The organism is Polynucleobacter sp. IMCC 30228 (assembly GCF_021395205.1).
Classification (GTDB): domain Bacteria; phylum Pseudomonadota; class Gammaproteobacteria; order Burkholderiales; family Burkholderiaceae; genus Polynucleobacter.
Genome location: NZ_JAJVCS010000001.1, coordinates 492,629 through 516,293, shown reverse-complemented (window position 1 = coordinate 516,293; position 23,665 = coordinate 492,629). Strand labels below are relative to the sequence as shown.

Here is a 23,665-nt window from a genome sequence, read left to right as displayed (position 1 = left end):
TTTTTATTTTTATGGCTTTAATTAATTCAAGACCTCAACTTGGGCAGCAAACAGCTTACCCCACTCACTATGATCCTGGCTTACTGTTTCCAATTGACCGCGCAACACAACGGGCTAAATTGTTGCAGCCCACTCAGAAAACGCTGCCTTTTTTTGGCGTTGATATTTGGAATGCCTATGAATTAAGCTGGCTTAATGCTAAAGGCAAACCACAAGTTGCTTTAGCGGAATTTATTTTTCCTGCAGATTCACCCAAGATGGTTGAATCTAAATCATTTAAGCTTTACTTAAATAGCTTAAATAATGAGCGCTTTAATTCGGCAGAAGAGCTGGGCCTGCAACTTAAAACTGATTTATCACTAGTTACAGAAGCGCCAGTACAAGTTCGTATTATTAAGCCTGAAGAAGCTGCTACTCATGGTATTCATGAATTAACCGGCGATTTACTGGATCGACTTGATCTTGATGTTGACCATTCGCTTGCTGCTGATGCAGCGCTACTCAGTGCCGATATTACTGCGGCACCAATTGAACAATGCCTAGTTTCTCATCTACTGAAATCGAACTGCCCAGTAACCGGACAACCAGACTGGGCTAGCATTCAAATCCGGTATTTTGGCAGGCCTATAAACGAAGCAGGTTTATTGCGCTACCTCATTGGCTTTCGCCAGCTAGGGGAGTTTCATGAGGACTGCGTAGAGACTATTTTTTGTGCCATTAAAGAGCGCTGCGCGCCAGAAAAATTAGCAGTTTTTGCGCGCTATACCCGCCGCGGTGGTTTAGACATTAACCCATTTCGTGCTGATTACAATGCTGCCTGGCCAGCCAATGTTCGGCATGCCAGGCAGTAGGGCTCATTCTTAAAACGGAATATCGTCGTCCATTGCACCAAGTGCCCCTGCCGAGGCTGCTGGGTTAGCGCCAGCATCACTCGGTTTAGTACGAGGCGCGTTATCACTTCCTTCGCTACTCGCACCAGACATTTTAGAGCCTAACATTTGCATGGTTTCAGCTCGAATTTCTGTGGAGTATTTTTCTTGACCACTTTGATCGGTCCATTTACGCGTGCGTAAACTACCCTCAACATATACTTGCGAACCTTTTTTTAAATACTGGCCCGCAATCTCGGCTAACTTACCGAAAAAAGCCACCCGATGCCATTCGGTAGTTTCTTTCATTTCGCCAGTTTGTTTATCTTTGTAACGATCTGAAGTTGCTACTGAAATATTGGTTACTGCGTCGCCACTGGGCAAGTAACGTGTTTCTGGATCGCGCCCAACGTTACCTACGATGATGACCTTATTTACCGAAGCCATGTTGTCTCCCGAAGAAAATGAATTTATAAAATTACAGCTCACTGAACATCAATAAAATACCGCTGTGCTAATAGTAAAACCAGCAAATGTCTGCTTAAGAACTGGATGGAACCGAGCCTAGAGGCGATTTTTTAGGTTTCGCAGGCGGCTCTTGCATCGGCCATGCAATTATAAGCCAGCCGATTAAGAGGGCCCCACCCAAAATAAAAACTGCGTGCTCACCATGGTGTTCCGTAATCCATCCGCCAATAGCTGCACCAGCAAATAAACCAATCGACTGCGTGGTGTTATAAATTCCTAAAGCAGCGCCTTTCGATTCTTTGGCCCACCTAGACACTAAGGCGGGCTGCAATGCTTCCAGTAAATTAAAACCCACAAAATAGGTGAGCAAGGCAATGGCAATCATTAAAACGGTGGCGGCCTCAATAAAGATAAATTGGGATACCAGCAAAAACCCAATACTGAGTAAAACTGAAAGGCGTAAACACTGTTTCTTTTCTCCGTAAATTAATAAAGGTGCGATTAAGATAAATGAAATGAGCACCACTGGCAAATACACCAACCAGTGATTTGCTAGTGGAAAGCCTGCCTGCACTAAAAGGCGTGGAACTACAAAAAACATGGCCACTTGCGTTGCATTGAGAATAAAGACACCGATATTAAGCCGCGCTAATTCAGGTCGGAGAAATATTTTTATTAAGGGAACTGGCTGTGAAGGTGGCTTGACAGGGGTGCTTGGCACGACGAAGAGGGCCACCAATATAGCGATAAAACCCATTACTGCTAAGAGCATAAACATGCCATTTAAATTGATGAGTCGATAAATTGGCGCAGCAATGACCAGTGATAGCGCAAACGACAAGGCGATACTGCCACCCACTATCGCCATTGCCACGGTTCTTACTTGCTCGCGGGTGAGGTCTGCCACCCAAGCAGAAATAGCAGCCGAAATGGCTCCAGCGCCCATAATGCCGCGGCCAATACCAATCCAGAGCAAATCATCGTGACTTGAAGCGATGATGGCCCCAACCACAAATAAGGCTAATCCCCAAACGACTACCGGCTTGCGTCCAATGCGGTCGGATAAGGCGCCTAAGGGAATGTGAAAAAACGCCTGAACAATATTAAACATGCCTAAAGATAGGCCGACCCAAAAGGCATGCTCGCCCCCCGGTAAATCGCGGGCATGCAGGCTAAAGACCGGCAAGATAAGGAACAGGCCCAGCATCCGCAGGCCAAAAATGCCTGCTAAAGCGAGAGTGGAGCGAAGTTCTGAAGGATTCATGAGAAAGAGCTATATTAACAAGTTACGCTAAAAAAACATGAATACTGAAATCAAGATCCGCGGCGCACGCACGCACAACCTCAAAAATATCAACCTGGATATACCCCGAGAAAAACTGGTAGTCCTTACTGGCTTGTCTGGCTCGGGCAAAAGCTCACTGGCATTTGATACGCTTTATGCCGAAGGTCAGCGCCGCTATGTCGAGTCGCTATCGGCCTATGCGCGGCAATTTTTACAGTTAATGGAAAAACCAGACGTTGATGTCATTGAGGGCTTATCGCCAGCAATTTCAATTGAGCAAAAAGCCACTAGCCATAACCCCCGCTCTACCGTGGGTACCGTAACTGAAATTCATGATTACCTCCGCCTCTTGTTTGCCCGTGCTGGCACGCCCCATTGTCCTGATCACAATTTAGCGCTTGCCGCCCAAAGTGTTTCGCAAATGGTTGATACCGTTTTAGCCATGCCGGAAGATACCAAGTTAATGATCTTAGCGCCCGTCGTGAGCGAACGTAAAGGTGAATTTGTTGATCTGTTTCAAGACTTACAGGCCCAAGGTTTTGTACGTTTTCGGGTTCGCTCTGGTGGTGGCACGACCAATACGGCCAAAGCGGAAATTTTTGAAGTTGATCTACTGCCTAAGTTAAAAAAGCATGACAAACATTCAATTGAAGTTGTCGTTGATCGAATTAAAGTTCGCCCTGATATTCAGCAACGTCTAGCGGAATCTTTTGAAACGGCCTTGCGCTTAGCTGAGGGTAAAGCGATGGTCGTGAATATGGATACGGGTGAAACAACTATTTTTTCCAGTAAATTTGCCTGCCCGATTTGCGCCTACTCGTTACAAGAATTGGAGCCGCGTTTATTCTCCTTTAATAATCCTATGGGGGCATGCCCTACCTGTGACGGCCTCGGCCATATTTCCTTTTTTGATCCTAAAAGAATTGTGGCACATCCTGATTTATCGCTGGCATCGGGTGCAATTAAAGGGTGGGACCGTCGGAATCAATTTTATTTCAAACTGTTACAAGCCCTCGCTAAGCATGCAAACTTTGATCTTGAAAAACCGTTTGAAAATTTGCCTAAAAAAGCCCAAGAGCTGATTTTATTTGGTTCCGGAGAAATTCAAATTCCCTTTGAATATTTAAATGAACGCGGCAAGTTAAGTGTGCGCGAACATGCCTTTGAGGGAATTGTGGCAAACTTTGAAAGACGCTATCGCGAAACCGATTCAATGACCGTGCGTGAAGAGCTTGCGCGCTATCAAAATATATGCTCTTGTCCCGATTGCAATGGCACTCGCTTACGTCGTGAAGCACGCTTTGTGAAAGTGGGTGATGGGCAACAAGCGCGCGCAATTTATGAAATTAGTGCCCTGCCACTTCGCGAAGCTAAAGACTATTTTGAAAACCTAGCACTCAAAGGCGCTAAAAAAGAAATTGCTGACAAAATTGTTAAAGAAATTGGCTCCCGCTTACGCTTCTTAAATGATGTAGGACTCGACTACCTTTCGCTTGAGCGCAGCGCTGATACGCTGTCTGGCGGAGAGGCTCAGCGAATTCGTTTGGCTTCACAAATTGGTTCTGGCTTGACTGGGGTAATGTATGTACTAGATGAACCTTCCATTGGTTTGCATCAACGTGATAACGATCGTTTAATTACCACCTTGAAGCATTTGCGTGATTTAGGTAATAGTGTTTTAGTGGTTGAGCATGATGAAGATATGATTCGCTCAGCTGACTATGTTATTGATATTGGTCCAGGCGCTGGGGTGCATGGCGGGCAAGTCGTGGCAATTGGTACCCCAACTGATGTTGAAAATAATCCCGCTTCGCTAACTGGCGATTATTTAGCCGGGCGTGAACGCATCGAGGTACCAGATAAACGCATTCCAGTAGGCGAGCGCTTTCTCACCATTTTAGGTGCTCGCGGTAACAACCTACAAGCGGTTAATGCTTCTATTCCAATAGGTTTGATGACTTGTGTTACCGGAGTATCGGGCTCTGGTAAATCAACCCTGATTAACGATACCTTGCACTTCGCAGTTGCGCAGCATTTATATGGCTCAAGTGCAGAGCCTGCAGCCCATGATGGCATTGAAGGGCTAGATCATTTTGATAAAGTTATTAGCGTTGATCAATCGCCCATTGGGCGAACTCCGCGTTCTAACCCTGCTACCTATACTGGTCTTTTCACCCCCATTCGAGAGTTGTTTGCTGGGGTGCCTGCGGCCCGTGAGCGCGGCTATGAAGCAGGTCGCTTTTCTTTTAATGTGAAAGGTGGACGCTGCGAAACTTGCGAGGGTGATGGCGTTTTAAAAGTAGAAATGCATTTTTTACCCGATGTCTATGTGCCCTGCGACGTTTGTCATGGTAAGCGTTATAACCGCGAGACCCTAGATATTCGCTATAAAGGCAAAAATATTCATGAGGTACTGTCAATGACAATTGAACAAGCCCATGAATTTTTTGCCGCTGTTCCTGTAGTTAAGCGTAAATTAAAAACCTTGCTCGATGTTGGTTTAGGTTATGTAAAGCTAGGTCAAAGTGCTACCACTTTATCGGGCGGAGAAGCACAACGCGTCAAATTGTCACTTGAGCTTTCCAAGCGGGATACGGGCAGAACACTTTATATTTTAGATGAGCCCACTACGGGACTTCATTTTCATGACATCCAACTATTACTGACGGTCATTCATACGCTAAAAAAACAGGGAAATACCATCGTGGTAATAGAACACAATTTAGATGTGATTAAAACCGCTGATTGGATTATTGATTTAGGTCCTAAAGGCGGGGCAGGCGGTGGACAAATTATTGCGTCGGGCACACCTGAAGAGGTAGCCCAAAACGCGGCCAGCTTTACAGGTCAATATTTAGCGCCTTTATTAAAAAAAGGCCAAGAACCCAAAACACCGCGTAAGACTGCGCCGCTTAACAAGAATAAATCTAAAGCGGCAGTTGAGACCTTTGCCGAAGCCATTAAGTAGTCTAAATAAGCTTAGCTTCGGCTATTTCAAGCGCTTCAGAATTACCCGATAAAACTAAAATATCGTTCGCTTGTAAGTGTAAGTCAGGCTTGAGGTCTAGCTTGGTGTAATCAGCGCCCATCAGCTTCCGTCTGACTGCTTGCACTGTAATGCCATCTAACTCAAAATGTAGCTCTGCCAAAGTCTTGCCTATACTCAGTGCGCCGGGCATCAGCGTGACGGTATGTAAGCGCCAAGCTTCGTTTTCACTAAAATCCTCGTCGGTAGAACCCCGAAAATATCCCCGCAATAAGCTATAACGCGCTTCACGAGCTGCCGTAATTGTTCTAACCACCTTGCGCATTGGCACCCCCATAATGAGTAAGACATGTGAAGCTAACATGAGGCTGCCCTCGATTAACTCGGGGATTACTTCAGTGGCTCCTGCGGCTTGTAATTTTCCCAAATCCGCATCGTCGGTAGTGCGAACTAAGACTGTCATTCCAGGCCGCAGTTTTTCAACCTGATGCAGTACCTTTAAACTCGCTATCGTATCGGCGAAGGTAATTACCACAGCCTTTGCCCTTACTAAACCTGCTGCAACTAAATAGTTTTCACGGCTCGCATCTCCATAGACCACTCGATCTCCAGCTGATACAGCTTCGGCAATACGATCGGGATCGAGATCTAAGGCCAGATAAGGAATTTTTTCCTGATCCAATAAACGTGCCAAACTTTGGCCCGAGCGCCCAAAACCACAAATAAGCACATGTTGATCATTGCGCATACTTTGTGCAGCTACACGCGTGATGGCAAGCGACTGCAAAAGCCACTCTGTACTCGCAAAGCGCATTGCAAGCCGCTCACTAAATTGAATTAAAAAAGGCGCCCCTAGCATTGACAACAGCATCGCCGCCAGCACCGCTTGACTCAGTAGCGGGTCAATTAAATCTAAGCCGTCAATTTGAGTTAGTAACACAAAGCCAAATTCTCCCGCCTGCGCCAAACATAAACCCGTGCGGATGGCAACCCCAGGGCTGGAACCATACAGGCGCGCTAAAACAGTAATCACTATAAACTTCAAAGCTAAGGGGGCTATCAATAAAAGCAATACCAGATGCCACTGAGCAACCAGCACTTGCAAATCTAATAACATCCCAATAGAAATAAAAAATAGGCCTAAAAGAACATCGCGAAATGGCTTAATATCATCTTCAACTTGGTGACGATAGGGTGTTTCTGAAATTAACATTCCCGCTAAAAAAGCGCCTAAGGCTAATGACAAACCAAAATAGGCTGTTAACGCTGACATTCCCAAAACAATTAAAAGTAAATTGAGCATAAACAGTTCTTGCGAACGTAAACGCGCCACTAATTTAAACCAGCGACTCATTAGAGTTTGGCCAATAAAAAAGATCAACACTAACGCTATTGTTAGCTTGATTGCGGTTAGCGATAATGCTTCGAATAAGTCATGGGGGTTTTTACCCAGCGATGGTAATAAAATTAAGAGAAAAACCACTGCCAAATCTTGAAACAATAAAATGCCAATCACATTGCGGCCATGCTCCATTTCTAACTCTGCACGGTCGGCTAGTAATTTAGTCACAATAGCGGTCGAAGACATCGCTAATGCGCCACCAAGCGCAATTGAAGCATGCCAAGATAAGGGATAAAACGAACTGATTAAGAAGCTCGCCGGCACGGCCAAGAGCATCGTCATAATGACTTGACTGCCACCCAAGCCAAAAACGATCGTCCGCATGGCCTTTAATTTATGTAAATTAAATTCCAGTCCAATGGAAAACATCAAAAAAACCACGCCAAACTCGGCTAAATACTTTACCGTTGCCGAATCATTGGCCACTGCCAAGGCATTGGGACCAATTAAAATACCAATGGATAAATAGCCCAAAATTGGTGGTAAACCAAAATAGCGGAAAATAAGGACCCCGGCTACTCCAGAGCCTAACAAAATGAGCGTTAATTGAAGGACTGACGGCATATACTGATCCCATGATAGCGAAGACCCGTGACCGAACCCTAATGCTGGCCCGTGATACCCTCACCATCGAAGCCGAAGCCTTGCAGGCCATGCGCGACCGCCTAGAAGGCGCAAATGCTGAAACCCTCATTCGAGCAGTTGAATTGCTACACGACTGTAAGGGACGCATTGTGGTCTCGGGTATTGGGAAATCGGGTCATATTGCCCGTAAAATTGCAGCTACCTTTGCCTCTACCGGTTCACCCGCTTTTTTTGTGCACCCTGCTGAAGCTAGCCATGGCGATTTAGGAATGGTGACCCGCGATGATGTTTTTGTAGCGCTATCTAATTCCGGCGAAACGAATGAATTGCTTACGATTCTGCCCATCATTAAACGCACTGGGGCAAAACTCATTGCCCTCACCGGCGCCCCGAATTCCTCATTAGCACAGTTGGCTGATGCACATTTAGATACGAGCGTAGCAAAAGAAGCCTGCCCTCTCAATTTAGCGCCTACCAGCAGTACAACGGCAGCTTTAGCAATGGGGGACGCCCTAGCTGTAGCTTTACTTGATATTAAGGGTTTTCAAGCGGAAGAATTTATTCGCTCCCATCCTGGTGGGCGCTTAGGCAGAAAACAATTTAGCTATGTTAGCGAAGTCATGCGACCCCTGAATCAAACTCCCCAAATTAACATTGATGCCACTCTGCCAGAAGCCTTACTCGAGATGAGCGCTAAACAAATGGGTATGGTTATTGTCTTGAATCACCAACAAAAAATTGTTGGTATTTTTACCGATGGTGATGTGCGTCGTTTACTTGAAAAGTCAATCGACTTAAGCGGTATTTCTTTGCAAGCCGCGATTACCAATCAACCCCATACCATCCCCCCTGAGCTTTTAGCAGAAGAGGCCATTGAGATGATGGAAAAATTTCGCATTAATCATTTGGTGGTGACTGCCCCAGATGGCAGTTTATTGGGTGCGCTTAATTTGCATGATTTATTTGCTGCAAAGGTAATTTAAGCCGCCGTGATCAGGGTAATTGAATTTTTTTCTATTTATGTCTAACGCTTTTAATACGCCGGTTAGCAATGCATTGAGTCGCTTTCCCCAAGCTTGGGAGCGGGCGACGCACATCAAACTACTCGTATTAGATGTGGATGGCGTGCTTACGAATGGGCAAATTTATTTAGGAGCCGATGGCCAAGAAATAGCCAAAGCTTTTGATATTCAAGATGGGTTGGGAATTAAGCTATTACAACAATGCGGTATTCCCTGTGCAGTAATTACTGGCAGAAGCTCTCCCATTGTGAGCGCTCGTTGTGCTGAGCTCGGTATCGCCCATCTTTTTATGGGTGTAACTCAAAAAACTATCGCCCTCGAGCAACTATTAACCACGCTCAATCTCGAACGCGATCATATAGCAGTAATGGGTGACGATTGGCCTGATTTGCCAATGATGCATCAGGCAGGCCTGATTGCTTGCCCAGCCTCGGCCCATGCTGGCGTTAAACAACAGGCCCATTTAATTACTGAACGAGCCGGCGGTTATGGCGCTGTACGGGAGCTATGTGATCTCATTTTACAAGCCCAAAATCGCTACGAAGCCCTGCTAAAGAAGGCTGGTAAGTAGATGATGGAATGGAATTTACAGCGGGTCAAAATGGGTATTTTGCGCACGCTGTTGGGCCTCACGCCGCTGGTATTAATGTTAGGCCTGACCCTCGCAACCTATTGGTTAGTTGAAAAAAATAGCCCCGTTACGCTACCTGCTAGCGCTCCAGCGCGTTTGCATGTGCCTGATTACACTATTACCAATGGCGCGCTCTCAACCTTAAATGAATTAGGCGAAACAAAAAATCGGGTCATCGGTAAACAATTAATTCACTATGAAGACGATGCCACCATTGATATTACGGCGCCACGCATGCGTTCCTTTCAACCCCCAAAAGTACCAGTTACCGTGCAAGCGAATGTGGGTCACTTAGATGGCGATATTTCGATCCTCGATTTGTCTGGAAACGCAGAAATTTTTCGTCCTGCTCAACCCGCCCTCGAAACTCAAAAAGCGGCATCGCAAATGATTGCGCTATCTAATTATTTTCAAGTGCTCATTAATGAAGATCTGATTAACACTCGCTATCCCTTAACCCTTGAGCAAGGTCTCTCCATTTTGACTTCAAATGAAGGAGGCAGCTTTAATAATGTGACTCAAACCATGACTTTATTTGGCAAAGTACAAGGTCGTATTGAGCGAGAACAGCAGGGTCAACGCTGAAATGAGAAATAAACAATATGGTGTTTTTTTCATCCTGCTAAGTCTTTGCTACGGTTTTTTTTCTTCATTTGCGATCGCAGAAAAAGCGGATCGAGATAAAGCCTTAATTCTTAATGCTGATTCGGTATCTGTAGATGATGTAGACCAACGTTACATCTTAAAAGGCGATATTTTGTTGGTTAAAGGCAGTATTGTGATTACAGGTGCAGATAGTGTGATTCAAATCGACCCCGAGGGCTATCAAGCAATTCAAATTCAAGGTACGCCTGAGCTTGTTGCCAGCATTCGCGAGCGACGTGAAGGCCCTGCAGAAGAATTTATGCAGGGACGTGGTAAAGAAATTTTGTACGATAATAAAAATGAAGTATTAACCTTAATTGGTGAGGCAAACTTTAAGCGTTTATTAAATATGCAAACCCTTGATAACTTATCTGGCTGGAAAATTCAGTACGATGATCAACAGCAACGCTATCTAGTGATTCCCCCTACTACAGATGCTTCCCTGCTAAGCTCACCCCCCCTAGCGCGGGCTATTTTGTCGCCACGCCGTAAGACTCCGAGCAAATGAAATCCCCTTCTCCCGCTAGTAATCTGCCAGCCATTCTGATAGCGCAGCATTTACAAAAAAAATATGGTTCACGGGCAGTTGTACGCGATGTCACTATTGAAGTTAAAAGCGGTGAGGTGGTCGGTTTACTTGGCCCCAATGGCGCCGGCAAAACGACTTCCTTTTATATGATTGTCGGATTAGTACCATTTGATGGTGGCACGATTCAGCTTAATGGCAAGGAAATTAGTCATTTACCTATTCATGAGAGGGCGCGAATGGGCTTATCGTATTTGCCGCAAGAGGCTTCCGTTTTTCGCAAACTAACAGTGGCCGAAAATATTCAAGCGGTTCTTGAACTGCAAGTTCAAGGGGGCAAAGCGCTCGGTAAAAAAGAAATTCGCCAGCGCCTCGATGAATTACTGGATGAGCTCCAGATAAGCCATTTACGCGACAACCCGGCTTTATCGCTTTCAGGCGGTGAACGCAGACGAGTTGAAATTGCGCGCGCCCTCGCCTCTCAGCCAAAGTTTATTTTGCTCGATGAACCATTTGCTGGGGTAGACCCTATTGCGGTTGGAGAAATTCAGCGCATTGTGCGCTTTCTAAGAGACCGCCAAATTGGTGTTCTGATTACCGATCATAACGTGCGTGAAACCCTTGGTATTTGCGACCATGCTTATATTATTAGTGAGGGTAGCGTCTTGGCAGCCGGTAAGCCCGATGAGATTATTCAAAACGATGCCGTTAGGCGGGTCTATTTGGGTGAAAATTTCCGCATGTAATGAAAAAATTGTAAAACCCTTGGAATTGCTTCGAATCACTGCTAACCTAGAGTTTCGTCGCGACAACAACCGACTTTAAATAATCGAGGACTTGCTCATGAATCTAAAAATTAATAGTCGTCATCTTGAAATTACACCTGGAATTCGGATGCATCTTGAAAATGGAGTGCAAAAAATTCTCAAGCACTTTGATCAGGTAATTGATGCCTCAGCATTTTTAATGATTGATAATGCTAAAGAGAAAAATCTGCGCCAAACTGCTGAAATCACGTTGCATCTGAAAGGGAAAGAACTGTTTGCTCAAGCACATCACGAAGATCTATACCATGCGATGGATAATGTGGTGGACAAATTAGAACGACAAGTAATGAAATATAAAGAAAAGCACCAAGACTACCAGCACGAAAAGCCTTTTGAATGAATGTTCTCAGCCCCCTATTTACTACAAACTGTATTGCGCTTAACAGCCCCGCTAAAAATAAGAGCGAGGTATTTGCAGCTGCTGCCGCTTTATTTGCTGAACAACTCAAGCCCATTTCAGCTGACACAGTCTGTAGTTTTTTGAATGCGCGCGAACAACTAGGCTCCACTGGCCTAGGTGCTGGGGTAGCGATTCCCCATGGTCGAGTCAAAGGCCTTAAGCATCCTTGCGCAGCCTTCATTAAAGTGGCAACGCCAATTGATTTTGCCGCACCAGATCAATTGCCGGTGAGTATTTTAGTTTTTCTCTTGGTGCCAGAAAAAGCTACTCAAGAGCACCTCGAAATACTTTCTGCAATTGCTCAAGTACTCTCTGACCCAAAGGCACGTGTCGCATTAGAAAATGAAATTGACCCTGAAAAAGTGTGCCAATTACTATGCCATTGGAAGACCTAAATCATGACGCAGTCATTACTGCTTGAAAGCTTAAGCGCCCAACAAATTTTTGATGACAATGTGGGTGATTTAAAACTCTCCTGGGTTGGTGGTCTAGAAGGTGCTGAGCGTAAATTTCCGTCCGAGGCTGTCTTAGCCGCCTCTGCTTCCTCAGACTTAGTGGGTCACTTAAATCTCATCCACCCTAGTCGCATTCAGATTTTTGGTACTCAAGAAGTTGCCTATCATGCTGCTCTAGCACCAGAACAACGGCATATGCAGCTCGCTAGCATGCTTTCAAAAGACCCCCCATGCGTAATTGTGGCCGATGGTCAAGAGGCCGATCCCGACCTACAACTGTATTGTCAGCGCTCTTCAACCCCCCTATTTTCTACCCCTGTTTCTGCTGCAACAGTAATTGACAATTTGCGTACTTACTTAAGCAAAATCGGCGCGCCCCGCATTACCATGCATGGTGTCTTTATGGATATCCTAGGTTTGGGCGTCTTAATTATGGGTGAATCGGGTCTTGGTAAAAGCGAATTAGGGCTCGAGTTAATTTCCCGTGGCCATGGTTTAGTTGCTGATGATGCCGTTGACTTTTCAAGGCTTGGCCCCGATTACATCGAAGGTCGATGCCCGATTATTTTGCGCGATTTGTTGGAGGTACGCGGTCTTGGTTTGCTCGATATTCGCACTATTTTTGGCGAAACAGCGGTTCGGCGGCGACTGAAATTACGTTTAATTGTTCAACTCGTGCGTCGCTCAGACGGAGAGTTTGAGCGCTTACCCATTGACGCTCAGCATATTAACGTACTCGATGTGCCAATTCGTACAGTTAAAATTCAGGTTGCTGCTGGCCGTAATTTAGCTGTTTTAGTTGAAGCTGCGGTGCGCAATACTATTTTGCAATTACGCGGTATTGATACCCTCAAAGAATTTATCGAACGGCAGCGGAGCCAAATGAACGCTGACGCAGAAAATAGTAAGCTGCAAGGGCGTTTACTTTAAGATGCAAATTCACCTAATTACGGGTATTTCGGGTTCTGGTAAATCTGTTGCTTTGCGAGCCTTCGAAGATGCTGGTTACGACTGTATTGATAATTTACCGGTATCTTTATTAGAAGCTTTAATTGCGACCCTAGAAATTGAAAAAAGGGAGCGGGTTGCAGTTGCCATTGATGCTCGTCGTGGTGATTCGATTGCCCAATTACCGCAACTGCTTAAACAATTACAAGCTAACCATCAAGTACGCGTCCTTTTTATTAATGCTGATACGAATACCTTAGTGCAGCGTTTTTCTGAGACCAGACGCCGCCATCCCCTTTCAGTTAAAGCGGGCGCTAACTCTGAACAGACATTAGCAAGCACCTTAATTGAGGCCCTAGAACTCGAGCGCAAGCTACTTGAACCCCTTAGTAAGGAAGCGCATAGTATCGATACCAGCAATCTGCCCGCCCATACACTGCGCTCTTGGATTCAAGATTTGATTAAAGATAAACCAGTGGGTTTAACCGTCATCCTTGAATCATTTGGCTTTAAAAAAGGCTTGCCTGGTGAAGCTGACCTGGTCTTTGATGTGCGCTGTCTTCCTAACCCGTACTACGACAAAATACTGCGCCCCTTAACGGGTAGGGATGAACTAGTTAAACGCTTTTTAAGCGCAATTCCAGAAGTCAATGCAATGGCCGATGACATTATTCGCTTTGTGCAAAATTGGTTGCCCCATTACATCGCTGATGGTCGTAGTTACTTAACTATTGCCATTGGCTGCACTGGTGGACAACATCGCTCGGTTTACTTAATCAATCGACTGGGCCAAGCCCTAGAAAAAAATGCAGTCAGCACCTTACCTATTCATTTGCTTTATCGGCATCGCGAATTAGATTCCAATCCTGAAAAATAAGGCGGATTGCTTGCGGCAAGCCAAGTGCATCTAGTTCGTTCAGCCTAAACCAAGCGTAATCTGTTCCCGCTATGGCTATGGGCTTGCTCAATTGAATACGCCAAGACTGAATCCACAATACCCGATGGGTAAACACATGCTTGAGTACTAAGCCTGCTACTGGCTTAGTACTTAATTTAATCAATTGGTCTAATACTTTTTCTGCAACGTGGCCTGATGAAAAAATCATTTGCAGTAATTTTTTGGTGCTAATATTTTTTTTTATTTTTGGCGACTGCACAACACTATCTAGCGTTATTTTTTGCCAACTCGATTCAGGTAAAGACCATAAGCCACCCCAGATACCCTCGGTTGGCCGACGTTGCAATAAAATCTGCTCTTGGGCTTGAATGATGAGCATCACACAGTTAAATGCAGGTGATTTTTTCTTGACTAGTTTCTTGGGTAACTCAAGTACTTGATTATGTTGTTTGGCAATACAACTACTTTCGAATGGACATTTTTTTTCTTGACTATTTTTTTGGCTTAAACAAATCGGTTGTCGCGCAGTACACCATGTGGCACCAAAATCCATTAAAGCCTGTGTATAGCGTGGCATGAATTTCGCCTCATGTGGCAAGAGCGTTTGGGCTAATTGCCACAATTGCTCGCTAACTGCCTTGCTTTGTACCGCACCTGCAACGCCAAATAACCTTGCTAAAATCCGCTTCACATTTGCATCTAAGATTGGCGTACGCAGATTAAATGCAAATGCAGCAATCGCACCTGCGGTTGACCTACCAATGCCTGCTAATTTTTCTAATTGCGCTAATTGGCGAGGAAACTGCCCGCCATAATCCTGCACTATTTGCTTTGCGCAAGCATGCAAATTACGTGCACGACTGTAGTAACCCAATCCACTCCATTCTGCCAATACTTCATCTAAGGGGGCAGCAGCTAGCGCCTGAACTGTGGGAAAGCGCTGCATGAGCTTAGGATAACGTTCAAGCACAGTGCTGACTTGTGTTTGTTGCAACATAATTTCAGAGACCCAGATAGCGTAAGGATCGCGTAAATTTTGCCAAGGCAACCCGGCGCGACCATCTTGTTGATGCCAGCGCAACAGTACTGTTGCAAACTGATCTCGATTTAGCGTTTTTGGCACACTGGGCAGTAGTAGGTTGAACGTTGACTTTGCACTATTTGACGAATTGGGGTTTGACATACCCTACAGGGCAGATCACGGCGATCATATACTTTGGTTTGCATCATAAAGTGCCCTGGCTCACCCGCGCTATTAACAAAATCGCGCAATGAGCTCCCCCCTGCTTTAATGGCCCGCGTTAAGACCGCGCGAATGGCCATAGCTAAACGTACACAATTTGGGCGAGTTAATCGTCCAGCTGCTTTAGCAGGATGAATACCGGCTTCAAATAGGCTTTCCGAACAGTAAATATTGCCTACCCCCACTACGGCTTGTCCAGCCAACAAAAATTGCTTCACTGCGATTGTTCTACCCCGCGAAGCTTGGTACAACAGGTCTGCTGCGGCTGCGCCAGCAAAGTCTGCTGACAGTGGCTCTACACCCAGCTTACTAAGCAGGGGATTCGAAGCGACAGGCCCTTTACTGTTTGGATGCCAAATCACGGCGCCAAATTTTCTGGGATCGTGTAAACGCAAACTGAGAGAGCCCAAATAAAAAATGACTCGATCATGTGGTTTAGGTAAGTCAGGGGTGGGCAAAATTCGTAATACACCTGTCATACCTAAGTGGATGAGTAAATAACCCCGATCTAAGCGCAGCAGTAAGTATTTGCCTCGGCGTTCAATCGCTTGAACTTGTTGGCCGCGAAGGATGGTAGCCAGATTTTTTATCACTGGCCAGCGGAGCCGACCATCAAGCACTTCGAGGCCAGAGATGCTTCGTCCCACAAGGTGGGCTTGGATACCAAGACGGGTTACTTCTACTTCAGGTAGTTCGGGCATAAATAGATTGTAGTTTCCGCGATTAGAATGGGGTTATGAAACCTTTTTTATTGCTTAGTTTCGCCCTTGGCCTAAACTGCTGTGGTGCACTGCCAGTCCTTGCTGAGCCTTTTAATGAGCGCCCTCAAGCAGTTGCTGAAAATGATGGTGGGCAGGCTATTTTTGAAATACTGGCCTCTGAAATCGCTGTGCAACGGGGCGAGTTTGGCTTGGGGTATCAAACGTACTTAAGCTTAGCGCGCAAAACCCGCGACCCCCGTTTGGCTCAACGGGCAATGGAAATTGCTTTGGCTGCGGGCGCTCCTGATAGTGCCTTAGAGGCAGCTGAAAGCTGGGACAGTTTAGCGGGGGCCTCACCAGGCAACTCAAAAGAAGTGTTAGTGACCTTGCTTATGCTTAACCAGCGCTGGCCTGACGCCGTACAGCCCACCATTGCTCTGTTACGTAGTCAAAAACCGACTGATCGTGAAACAACTATTAAGCGTCTCATGCCTCTGTTTGCTAAGGCTGCTAATGAAGATAATGCCATGCGGGCTTTTTATAGCATTATTTCTGCAGTCAATCCGCTACCGCAAGACAAAGAAATTCTTTTCCTTTACTCCATGGCGGCCGATAAAGCAGGTCACCCCGAAGTGATGGAAAAGGTCTTGCGAATTATTTTGAGCCAAAATCCGAATGATGTTAATGCTTTAAATGCCTTGGGTTACTCCTTAGCCGATCGCAAGCAAAAATTACCCGAAGCGCTTGTCCTCATCACTAAGGCACATCAACTTTCTCCTAATGATGCTTTTATTTTAGATAGTCTAGGGTGGGTTAATTTTCGCCTTGGCAATACGGCTTTAGCAACCCAGCAATTACAGCAAGCGCTGCAAACTAAACCAGAGGCAGATATTGCTGCCCATTTAGGCGAAGTGCAGTGGAGCCAGCAACAAATGAGTGCTGCTGAAGTCTCGTGGCGCCAAGCAGAAAAATTAGATGCGAATAATGCTACCTTACGCGAAACCTTAGCGCGCCTGAAGCCAGATTGGGTTAGTCACAATGAAACTAAATCAGCTCAATGGGATGGACGCTTCTCAGTGAATGTAACAGGTAGTGTAGAAGGTCGTAATCAAGGAGGCTCGGGTGGCTTTACCCTTACCCAAAATCAATTAAGCGATGTCTTGGAAATTCGTAATCCTATTGGTGGGGCGCTGGCCAAAATTACTGTTACCCCTGGCGAAGCTACGCTTGAGCGCAATGGCGAAATATTCAAAGCGTTTGATGCGGATACTTTATTATTGAATGCACTGGGTCTTGCCTTACCCGCCCGCGGTTTATCTGACTGGATGCGAGCCCAGGCCAGACCAGGAAGTAGCGCGAGTGTTGAACGCAATAGTGACGGACAGGTAACCCAAATAAAACAAGATGGGTGGACCTTAAGTTACGATTGGCTAAATCCCAACAAACTTGAAAAGCTGACCATGATTCGCAATACGAATCTAGTCTCCGTTGAGGTTCGGCTGGTTTTTGACTATGCCAGCAACTAAGACAATACAACTTTTTGCGCCGGCGAAGCTCAATTTATTTTTACATATAGTAGGCCGCCGCAATGATGGCTATCATCTTTTGCAATCGGTTTTTCAATTGATCGACTGGTGCGATTTAATCACCCTTAAACTCTCTAATGATCAACAGGTTCATCTTTCTACCTCACTACCTGGTATCGATGCGGCACACAATCTCGTTGTCAGGGCGGCTGAACTCATTAAAAATTTTAGTGGCACTAAAGCGGGAGTAAGCATTGCCTTAGAAAAAAATATCCCCGTGGGTGCTGGGCTAGGTGGCGGATCATCAGATGCAGCTGCGGTTCTGCTGGGCCTAAACGATTTATGGAAATTACATTTAGATTTGCCCACACTCATGCAACTAGGTCTCCAACTGGGGGCTGATGTGCCCTTTTTTCTCTTTGGAAAAAATGCTTTTGTCGAAGGTATTGGGGAACGATTACAGGAAATAGAACTACCACCGACACGCTATTTAGTTATTTTTCCTGGCGCATCGATTGCCACCAGCACGATTTTCCAGGCGCCTGAATTGACCCGTAACCATGCCCCGATTACAATCAATGACTATTTAGCTTCTCCCGCATTGAAAAATAAATGGGGCAATGATTGTCAGGCGGTTGCCGTACAAATTTGCCCCGCAGTTCAGCAAGCCTTAGATTGGATTGAACAGATGCTACCTTTTTCTAAACCCCGCATGTCGGGCTCTGGCAGCAGCGTGTATGTTGCCCTGCCTGATGCCAATGCCCAATCTCGCGCTGCAGATCTTTGTGCTCATCTGCCTCAGGGGTGGGTTGGACGGGTAGTGGGGGGTTTAAATCAAAATTCCGCTTACAATGCGATTTCATCAAAATGACACACTACAGGGGAGTCGCCAAGCTGGTTAAGGCACTGGATTTTGATTCCAGCATGCGAAGGTTCGAATCCTTCCTCCCCTGCCAAATAACTGCATAGCCTAAATAAATCTACCCCTATGAACTCCGACTTCTTGACCTTATTTACTGGCAATGCCAACCCTGCTCTAGCAAATGCAGTAGCTCAAGAATTAAGTCTCTCCCTCGGTAAAGCCTTTGTAGGACGCTTTTCCGACGGAGAAATTCAGGTTGAAATTCAAGAAAATGTGCGCGGTAAAAATGTCGTTGTAATTCAGTCTACTTGCGCGCCAACAAACGATAATTTAATGGAATTAATGGTCATGATTGACGCTCTAAAGCGTGCATCTGCCAGTCGCATAACCGCAGTGATTCCTTACTTCGGATATGCCCGCCAAGACCGTCGTCCACGTTCGGCTCGGGTGGCTATTTCAGCGCGTATTGTGGCCAATATGCTGCAGTCGGTAGCGGGCATCGAACGGGTTTTAACCATGGATCTGCATGCTGATCAAATACAAGGTTTCTTCGATATCCCAGTTGATAATATTTACGCCTCTCCCGTTTTACTAGCCGACCTGCAACACAAAAAAGGCGATGATTTACTGGTGGTGTCTCCCGATATTGGTGGGGTGGTGCGGGCCCGTGCGATGGCCAAACAACTAGATTGTGACTTAGCCATTATTGATAAACGCCGGCCCAAGGCCAATGTTTCTGAAGTAATGCACCTAATTGGTGAGGTTGAAGGCCGCCACTGCGTCATCATGGACGACATTATTGATACTGGTGGCACCCTTTGTAAAGCCGCTGAAGCCCTTAAACAGCGGGGCGCTAAGGGGGTTACTGCTTACTGTACCCATGCTGTTTTGTCGGGTGGCGCCGTGGCTCGAATTGCCGCCTCAGAGCTCGACGAAGTCGTTGTGACCGATACCATTCCCCTGACTGTAGAGGGAAGTAAGGTTAAGAAAATTCGCCAATTAAGTGTTGCCCCCCTTTTGGCTGAAACCCTCCTGCGCATTAGCAAGGGCGACTCGGTGATGTCGCTATTTGCTGAATAAAGGGCTCTTTTAGCTATTTTTGGTCTACTCAGGCCCTTAGCATTGTTCTCAAACCCCAAGCAAGCTATAATTTGAGGCTTTTCTGTTTGGTCGCGAACGGAAATTAACCTACATTGGGAGTCCTTATGAAAGTCGTTGCTTTTGAAAGAAGCGTGCAGGGAACGGGTGCGAGCCGCCGCCTACGCAACTCCGGTAAAACTCCGGGCATTATTTATGGCGGTCAAAAAACGCCTCAAGTGGTTGAACTAGACCATAACGCGTTATTTCATGCCTTACGCAAAGAAGCTTTTCACTCGTCTATTTTGGAAATTGAAATTGGGGGAAAGACTCAAAAAGCCCTGCTCCGCGATTACCAAATGCATCCCTTCAAACCACTTGTTTTACATATTGATTTTCAACGCGTCTCAGCCACTGAAAAAATTCATATGCGCATTCCCTTGCACTTTACGCGTGCAGAAGAATCCGTCGCAATTAAATTGGGTGGTGCGGTAATTAGTCATATTGCTAATGATCTGGAAATTACCTGCTTGCCAGCAGACTTACCTGAGTTCATCGAAGTTGATCTCAGTAAAATTGAAGTAGGTCATTCAATTCATGCGAAAGACGTGGTCTTACCCAAAGGTGTAACCTTGGTCTTGCACATTGAACAAGAAAATCCTGTGCTTGCTAATGCGCGTATCCCTACTGTTAAAGCCGAACCCGAAACAGTCGTTGCTGTGGCTACTGAGGCAGCCCCTGCAGCTGCAGATGCGGCTAAAGAGAAAGATAAAGACAAAGACAAAGATAAAGACGCAAAGGCTTAAGGTAAATTGTCATTCAAGAAAGCCCGCTGAGCGCGGGTTTTCTTTTTTTTTAAGTCTGTCGATGACATTTTTTCCAGCTTCAGCTACATTAACGCCATGATTCAGTTAATTATAGGTCTGGGCAACCCAGGCGAGGAGCATGAAAAAGATCGGCATAATGCTGGCTTTTGGTTTGTCAAATCCTTAGCAGCCCAATTGAAAATTCACCTAGAGTACGAAAAACGTTTTCTCGGATATGTGGCTAAAACCAAATTCAAGGGGCTTGAACGCTATCTGCTGGAGCCTAATACGTATATGAATTTAAGTGGCCAATCAGTTGGCGCATGCTGTCATTTTCACAAAATAGCGGCCGAGTCTATTTTAGTGGTCCATGATGAGCTTGATCTCAAGCCAGGGGTGGCGCGCCTGAAGTTTGGTGGCGGTACGGGTGGTCACAATGGGCTTAAAGATATTCAGGCTCATCTAGGTAGTGCTAAATTTTGGCGCTTACGCATTGGCATTGGCCATCCACGCGACCTTGCTAGTGAGCGCAAGCCTATTGAAGTGGTTGATTATGTTTTAAAAAAACCTCGCAAAGAAGAGCAGGTCTTGCTTGAATCTGCGCTAGATCAGGCCCTAGGTGTAATTCCATTAATACTTGACGGTGATATGCAAAATGCGACTCAAGCATTGCATACAAGCTGCTAAGGTTTAACCTTTTCGGCATTCATCTCAGTAACTGCAGTAACTACAGCGCTTAATTGCTGATACTTCAATAAGAGTTCTGCTGGGGTCTCGACAAAAGTGGGATTGAGCGGAATGCAATCTACTGGACAGACTTGCCGACACTGAGGGGCATCAAAATGACCCACGCACTCAGTGCACTTTGTGGGATTGATTTCATAGATCTCGAGGCCCATAAAAATGGCATCATTTGGGCATTCTGGCTCGCAAACATCGCAATTAATGCAGTCATCGGTAATCATTAATGCCATTGGTCAGTCTTATTTTATGGTTTTTGCTCAGCTAATTTTTTCGCTAACCATTTTTCTACCGAAGGAAAAACAAACTTACTGACGTCACCGCCCATCAAAGCAATTTCTCGTACAAAGGTGCCTGATATAAATTGATATTGATCGGAGGGCGTTAAAAATAGGGTTTCGACATCGGGTAATAAATAGCGATTCATACCAGCCATTTGAAACTCGTATTCAAAATCGGATACGGCACGCAAACCGCGGACGATGACCCGTGCTTGATGCTCACGAGCAAAATCTTTTAACAGGCCTGTAAAGCCGACTATTTTTACGTTGCTATAGTGGTTTAAAACCTCTTTGGCAATGGCAATACGCTCTTCAAGATTAAAAAAAGGCTTTTTGCTGCGACTATCAGCAACCCCGACAATGACTTCGCCAAAAATACTCGAAGCGCGACGGACTAAATCTTCATGCCCTCGGGTGAAAGGATCAAAGGTACCTGGGTAAACAGCTACTGCCATACTTCCCCCTCTTTTATTATTACTTCACTCTCTATGAGTAGACCGCAGTTTAGCCTGAAGTGGCCCGAAACAGCAATGCTAAGGTCTGCCCGATAGCTAACTCTTTGACACAAGTCCAATTCTGCAGGCCAGAGATGAGACTCGCTTTAGCGGTACTTACTGGGCACTCGATGTATATTGCGCCCTGGGGACCAGACTGACAAACTCGTCCAGCCTCTTTGGCGGCAGCCAAGAGCAGTTGTGAATCTTGAAAAGGGGGGTCAAGGAAAATTAAATCCCAAGATGCTGTTGTTTGGGCTTTTAAAAACTGTAAACCATCAGCCTCTAGTAATGTAACTTTTCCAGCCGCTGGGTAACTATTCAGATTTTGAAGATTGAGCGTCAAATTCAAAAAAGTGTTTTTGTGTTTTTCAATTAATTCTACTAGGGCGGCATTGCGCGACGCCGCCTCAAATCCTAAAGCGCCCGAGCCCGCAAATACATCGAGGCAACGCAAGCCACTTAAATCTTGGCCCAACCAATTAAATAAGGTTTCGCGTAAGCGATCAGTACTGGGGCGCAAGCCAGCTTGGCTAATTACTTTAATTTGGCGACTGCGCCAAACTCCGCCAATAATTCTAATTTGCTGCGGTAAGGCGCGGGGCGATTTAATCAAATTGATTGCCTTATATCAGTCACTTGCACTTATTTTTTGGGTGTGACGCTCGCCCCAACTACAACTGTTTGCATGCGATTCATTGCTAAATGTTTCTGAAAGGCTTGGCGTACTTGTTCAACAGTTACCAATTCCAACTGTTTCGTCCAAGTTTCCAAGGTATCAAGCGGTAAATTATTCCACGTGATTGAAGATAGATTGTCGAGCAACTTACGATTACTATCAATTCGCAAGGGAAAGCCATTACTTAAATTTGCTTTAGCTGCTACTAGATCGGCTGGGCTCGGACCCTCACTAATAAAACGCGCAATCGTCTCACGCACCACTTCCAAAGCGAGGGCAGCCTGATCATTACGCGTTTGTAAGCCGGCCTGGAAAATACCATTGCTCTTGCCCGGAATAAAGTAACTAGACACGCTATAAGCTAAGCCGCGTTTTTCTCGTACTTCATTCATTAGGCGGGACACAAAACCACCACCTCCTAAAACATAGTTCCCAACAAGTAGGGGGAAATAATCGGGATCATTGCGCGGCACTGCCGTCATACCCAACGCAATATGGGTTTGTTGCGCATCGAAGGCAATTTGGGTTTCTCTTGCCGTGGCTGGCTCGACAGGTGATTCAGTCAGTAGTGGTAAAGCTGGGATAGCTGAACCGGTGGGTGACAATTGCAAGATCAGCGCCTGAGCAATTTGCGTAGCCTCTAGGGGGCTAAGATCGCCAACCAAATTAACTGTCATGCGATCACTGCGATAAAACAGTTGATGGAATTGTTTGAGATCACTCACTTGAATTTTCTCAATCGACTGGGGTGTAGCAAAAGATCCGAGCGGATAGTCACGATAGACTGCTTTTTTAAAACGCCGCTCCAGAATAAATTCCGGCTTCGTTTCTGCCTCTAATAACGCAGCAATTAAGCGTTGCTTTTCGCGCGCAACAATGTTGGGCTCAAAACTAGGGTGCGCCAAAATCGTTGCGCCCAATTCAACCACCCGTTGACGCAGGTCGGCGCGACTGAGACTACGGATGCGCAGTGAAGCCCTTTCACCACCCGCTGCGACTGATAAACTGGCTCCCAAGTCGGCTATTTCATCCGCAATTGCAGCCTCACTCAATGTCCTCTTGCCACTCTGTGCACCAAGGCTTAATAGGCCAGCCGTAAGAGCAGCTAAACCTTTTTTATTGGTTGGATCATAACGCTCGCCGGCGTCGATAGTGACTTCAATATCGATGATTGGCAGCCCTTTAGTTTGGATTAAGTATGCGCGAGCGTTGTTAGCTAAGGTGAGAGTTTCAATTGGTGGAGTTGCCCATGCGCAGGGCAGCAAAATAAGGGCATTCACGATGATGAGAGTGAAGATCTTGAGCATC

At 45.8% G+C, this 23,665-nt stretch carries 25 protein-coding genes and 1 tRNA gene; 17 read left to right on the top strand and 9 right to left on the bottom strand.

Annotation, left to right across the window (positions count from 1 at the left end; all coding sequences use genetic code 11):
• The first annotated feature begins 11 nt into the window (after positions 1 to 11).
• Entirely contained in the window at positions 12 to 851 is an 840-nt protein-coding gene (gene queF, locus LZT21_RS02785; protein ID WP_233989187.1) for an NADPH-dependent 7-cyano-7-deazaguanine reductase QueF, read from the top strand.
• A gap of 9 nt (positions 852 to 860) precedes the next feature.
• Here queF and ssb read toward each other — a convergent pair whose 3' ends face one another.
• Together ssb and LZT21_RS02775 are read right to left on the bottom strand one after the other, a co-directional pair.
• The gene (ssb, locus tag LZT21_RS02780; protein ID WP_233924531.1) at positions 861 to 1,316 is read right to left on the bottom strand and encodes a single-stranded DNA-binding protein; all 456 of its coding nucleotides are present in this window, start codon (positions 1,314 to 1,316) and stop codon (positions 861 to 863) included.
• Between the two features lie 94 nt (positions 1,317 to 1,410).
• Positions 1,411 to 2,601 carry an MFS transporter gene (locus LZT21_RS02775; RefSeq protein ID WP_233924530.1) on the bottom strand — a complete coding sequence of 397 codons (1,191 nt, stop codon included), beginning with the start codon at positions 2,599 to 2,601 and terminating at the stop codon, positions 1,411 to 1,413.
• A gap of 37 nt (positions 2,602 to 2,638) precedes the next feature.
• Between LZT21_RS02775 and uvrA the strand changes: the two genes are divergently transcribed.
• Positions 2,639 to 5,590, top strand: a complete 2,952-nt coding sequence (gene uvrA / locus LZT21_RS02770; RefSeq protein WP_233924529.1) for an excinuclease ABC subunit UvrA — start codon at positions 2,639 to 2,641, stop codon at positions 5,588 to 5,590.
• Between the two features lies 1 nt (position 5,591).
• On the opposite strand, the gene LZT21_RS02765 is transcribed toward uvrA, so the two are convergent.
• Positions 5,592 to 7,574, bottom strand: coding sequence for a monovalent cation:proton antiporter family protein (locus LZT21_RS02765; RefSeq protein ID WP_233924528.1), 1,983 nt, complete (start codon positions 7,572 to 7,574; stop codon positions 5,592 to 5,594).
• 11 nt (positions 7,575 to 7,585) lie between these two features.
• Between LZT21_RS02765 and LZT21_RS02760 the strand changes: the two genes are divergently transcribed.
• The 9 genes from LZT21_RS02760 to rapZ all read left to right on the top strand — a co-directional run bounded on the left by LZT21_RS02760 (position 7,586) and on the right by rapZ (position 13,926).
• Positions 7,586 to 8,578, top strand: coding sequence for an SIS domain-containing protein (locus tag LZT21_RS02760; RefSeq protein ID WP_233924527.1), 993 nt, complete (start codon positions 7,586 to 7,588; stop codon positions 8,576 to 8,578).
• Between the two features lie 37 nt (positions 8,579 to 8,615).
• Entirely contained in the window at positions 8,616 to 9,188 is a 573-nt protein-coding gene (locus tag LZT21_RS02755) for an HAD family hydrolase (protein ID WP_233924526.1), read from the top strand.
• 3 nt (positions 9,189 to 9,191) lie between these two features.
• Positions 9,192 to 9,833, top strand: coding sequence for an LPS export ABC transporter periplasmic protein LptC (gene lptC, locus LZT21_RS02750; RefSeq protein ID WP_233924525.1), 642 nt, complete (start codon positions 9,192 to 9,194; stop codon positions 9,831 to 9,833).
• Between the two features lies 1 nt (position 9,834).
• Positions 9,835 to 10,401 carry an LptA/OstA family protein gene (locus LZT21_RS02745; protein ID WP_233924524.1) on the top strand — a complete coding sequence of 189 codons (567 nt, stop codon included), beginning with the start codon at positions 9,835 to 9,837 and terminating at the stop codon, positions 10,399 to 10,401.
• Entirely contained in the window at positions 10,398 to 11,165 is a 768-nt protein-coding gene (lptB, locus tag LZT21_RS02740) for an LPS export ABC transporter ATP-binding protein (protein ID WP_233924523.1), read from the top strand. The genes LZT21_RS02745 and lptB overlap by 4 nt, the downstream gene beginning before the upstream one ends.
• Positions 11,166 to 11,262: 97 nt before the next feature.
• Positions 11,263 to 11,586 carry a ribosome hibernation-promoting factor, HPF/YfiA family gene (gene hpf, locus LZT21_RS02735; protein WP_233924522.1) on the top strand — a complete coding sequence of 108 codons (324 nt, stop codon included), beginning with the start codon at positions 11,263 to 11,265 and terminating at the stop codon, positions 11,584 to 11,586.
• Positions 11,583 to 12,041, top strand: a complete 459-nt coding sequence (locus LZT21_RS02730; protein WP_233934737.1) for a PTS sugar transporter subunit IIA — start codon at positions 11,583 to 11,585, stop codon at positions 12,039 to 12,041. The genes hpf and LZT21_RS02730 overlap by 4 nt, the downstream gene beginning before the upstream one ends.
• Positions 12,042 to 12,044: 3 nt before the next feature.
• A complete protein-coding gene (hprK, locus tag LZT21_RS02725; RefSeq protein WP_233924519.1) occupies positions 12,045 to 13,031 on the top strand; it encodes an HPr(Ser) kinase/phosphatase in 987 nt (328 codons plus the stop codon).
• Between the two features lies 1 nt (position 13,032).
• Positions 13,033 to 13,926, top strand: coding sequence for an RNase adapter RapZ (rapZ, locus tag LZT21_RS02720; RefSeq protein WP_233924518.1), 894 nt, complete (start codon positions 13,033 to 13,035; stop codon positions 13,924 to 13,926).
• Here the strand turns inward: rapZ and mutY are convergent.
• Positions 13,874 to 15,070, bottom strand: a complete 1,197-nt coding sequence (mutY, locus tag LZT21_RS02715; RefSeq protein ID WP_233989186.1) for an A/G-specific adenine glycosylase — start codon at positions 15,068 to 15,070, stop codon at positions 13,874 to 13,876. The two genes, rapZ and mutY, sit on opposite strands and share 53 nt — an antisense overlap.
• Positions 15,055 to 15,891: a bifunctional DNA-formamidopyrimidine glycosylase/DNA-(apurinic or apyrimidinic site) lyase gene (gene mutM / locus LZT21_RS02710; RefSeq protein WP_233924516.1), complete on the bottom strand. Its 837-nt coding sequence runs from the start codon at positions 15,889 to 15,891 to the stop codon at positions 15,055 to 15,057. The genes mutY and mutM overlap by 16 nt, the downstream gene beginning before the upstream one ends.
• Positions 15,892 to 15,926: 35 nt before the next feature.
• On the opposite strand from mutM, the gene LZT21_RS02705 reads away from it, so the two are divergent.
• The 6 genes from LZT21_RS02705 (at position 15,927) to pth (ending at position 20,849) form a co-directional block, all read left to right on the top strand.
• Entirely contained in the window at positions 15,927 to 17,417 is a 1,491-nt protein-coding gene (locus LZT21_RS02705; RefSeq protein ID WP_233989185.1) for an outer membrane lipoprotein LolB, read from the top strand.
• On the top strand, positions 17,404 to 18,288 hold the full coding sequence (gene ispE, locus LZT21_RS02700) for a 4-(cytidine 5'-diphospho)-2-C-methyl-D-erythritol kinase (RefSeq protein ID WP_233989184.1): 885 nt from the start codon (positions 17,404 to 17,406) through the stop codon (positions 18,286 to 18,288). The genes LZT21_RS02705 and ispE overlap by 14 nt, the downstream gene beginning before the upstream one ends.
• 8 nt (positions 18,289 to 18,296) lie before the next feature.
• Positions 18,297 to 18,373: transfer RNA gene (locus tag LZT21_RS02695), tRNA-Gln, on the top strand.
• 32 nt (positions 18,374 to 18,405) lie between these two features.
• Positions 18,406 to 19,359, top strand: coding sequence for a ribose-phosphate pyrophosphokinase (locus LZT21_RS02690; protein WP_233924513.1), 954 nt, complete (start codon positions 18,406 to 18,408; stop codon positions 19,357 to 19,359).
• A gap of 125 nt (positions 19,360 to 19,484) precedes the next feature.
• Positions 19,485 to 20,162, top strand: a complete 678-nt coding sequence (locus LZT21_RS02685) for a 50S ribosomal protein L25/general stress protein Ctc (RefSeq protein WP_233989183.1) — start codon at positions 19,485 to 19,487, stop codon at positions 20,160 to 20,162.
• Between the two features lie 96 nt (positions 20,163 to 20,258).
• The gene (gene pth, locus LZT21_RS02680) at positions 20,259 to 20,849 is read left to right on the top strand and encodes an aminoacyl-tRNA hydrolase (RefSeq protein ID WP_233989182.1); all 591 of its coding nucleotides are present in this window, start codon (positions 20,259 to 20,261) and stop codon (positions 20,847 to 20,849) included.
• On the opposite strand, the gene LZT21_RS02675 is transcribed toward pth, so the two are convergent.
• The 4 genes from LZT21_RS02675 to LZT21_RS02660 are packed head-to-tail and all read right to left on the bottom strand — an operon-like array spanning position 20,846 to position 23,664.
• On the bottom strand, positions 20,846 to 21,136 hold the full coding sequence (locus tag LZT21_RS02675) for a YfhL family 4Fe-4S dicluster ferredoxin (protein WP_233989181.1): 291 nt from the start codon (positions 21,134 to 21,136) through the stop codon (positions 20,846 to 20,848). The genes pth and LZT21_RS02675 overlap by 4 nt on opposite strands.
• Before the next feature lie 14 nt (positions 21,137 to 21,150).
• Complete coding sequence (coaD, locus tag LZT21_RS02670) at positions 21,151 to 21,639, bottom strand: pantetheine-phosphate adenylyltransferase (RefSeq protein WP_233924507.1); 489 nt, start codon at positions 21,637 to 21,639, stop codon at positions 21,151 to 21,153.
• Positions 21,640 to 21,688: 49 nt separating this feature from the next.
• A complete protein-coding gene (rsmD, locus tag LZT21_RS02665; RefSeq protein WP_233934745.1) occupies positions 21,689 to 22,294 on the bottom strand; it encodes a 16S rRNA (guanine(966)-N(2))-methyltransferase RsmD in 606 nt (201 codons plus the stop codon).
• A 29-nt stretch (positions 22,295 to 22,323) separates the two neighbouring features.
• On the bottom strand, positions 22,324 to 23,664 hold the full coding sequence (locus tag LZT21_RS02660) for a pitrilysin family protein (protein ID WP_233989180.1): 1,341 nt from the start codon (positions 23,662 to 23,664) through the stop codon (positions 22,324 to 22,326).
• Between the last annotated feature and the right edge of the window lies 1 nt (position 23,665).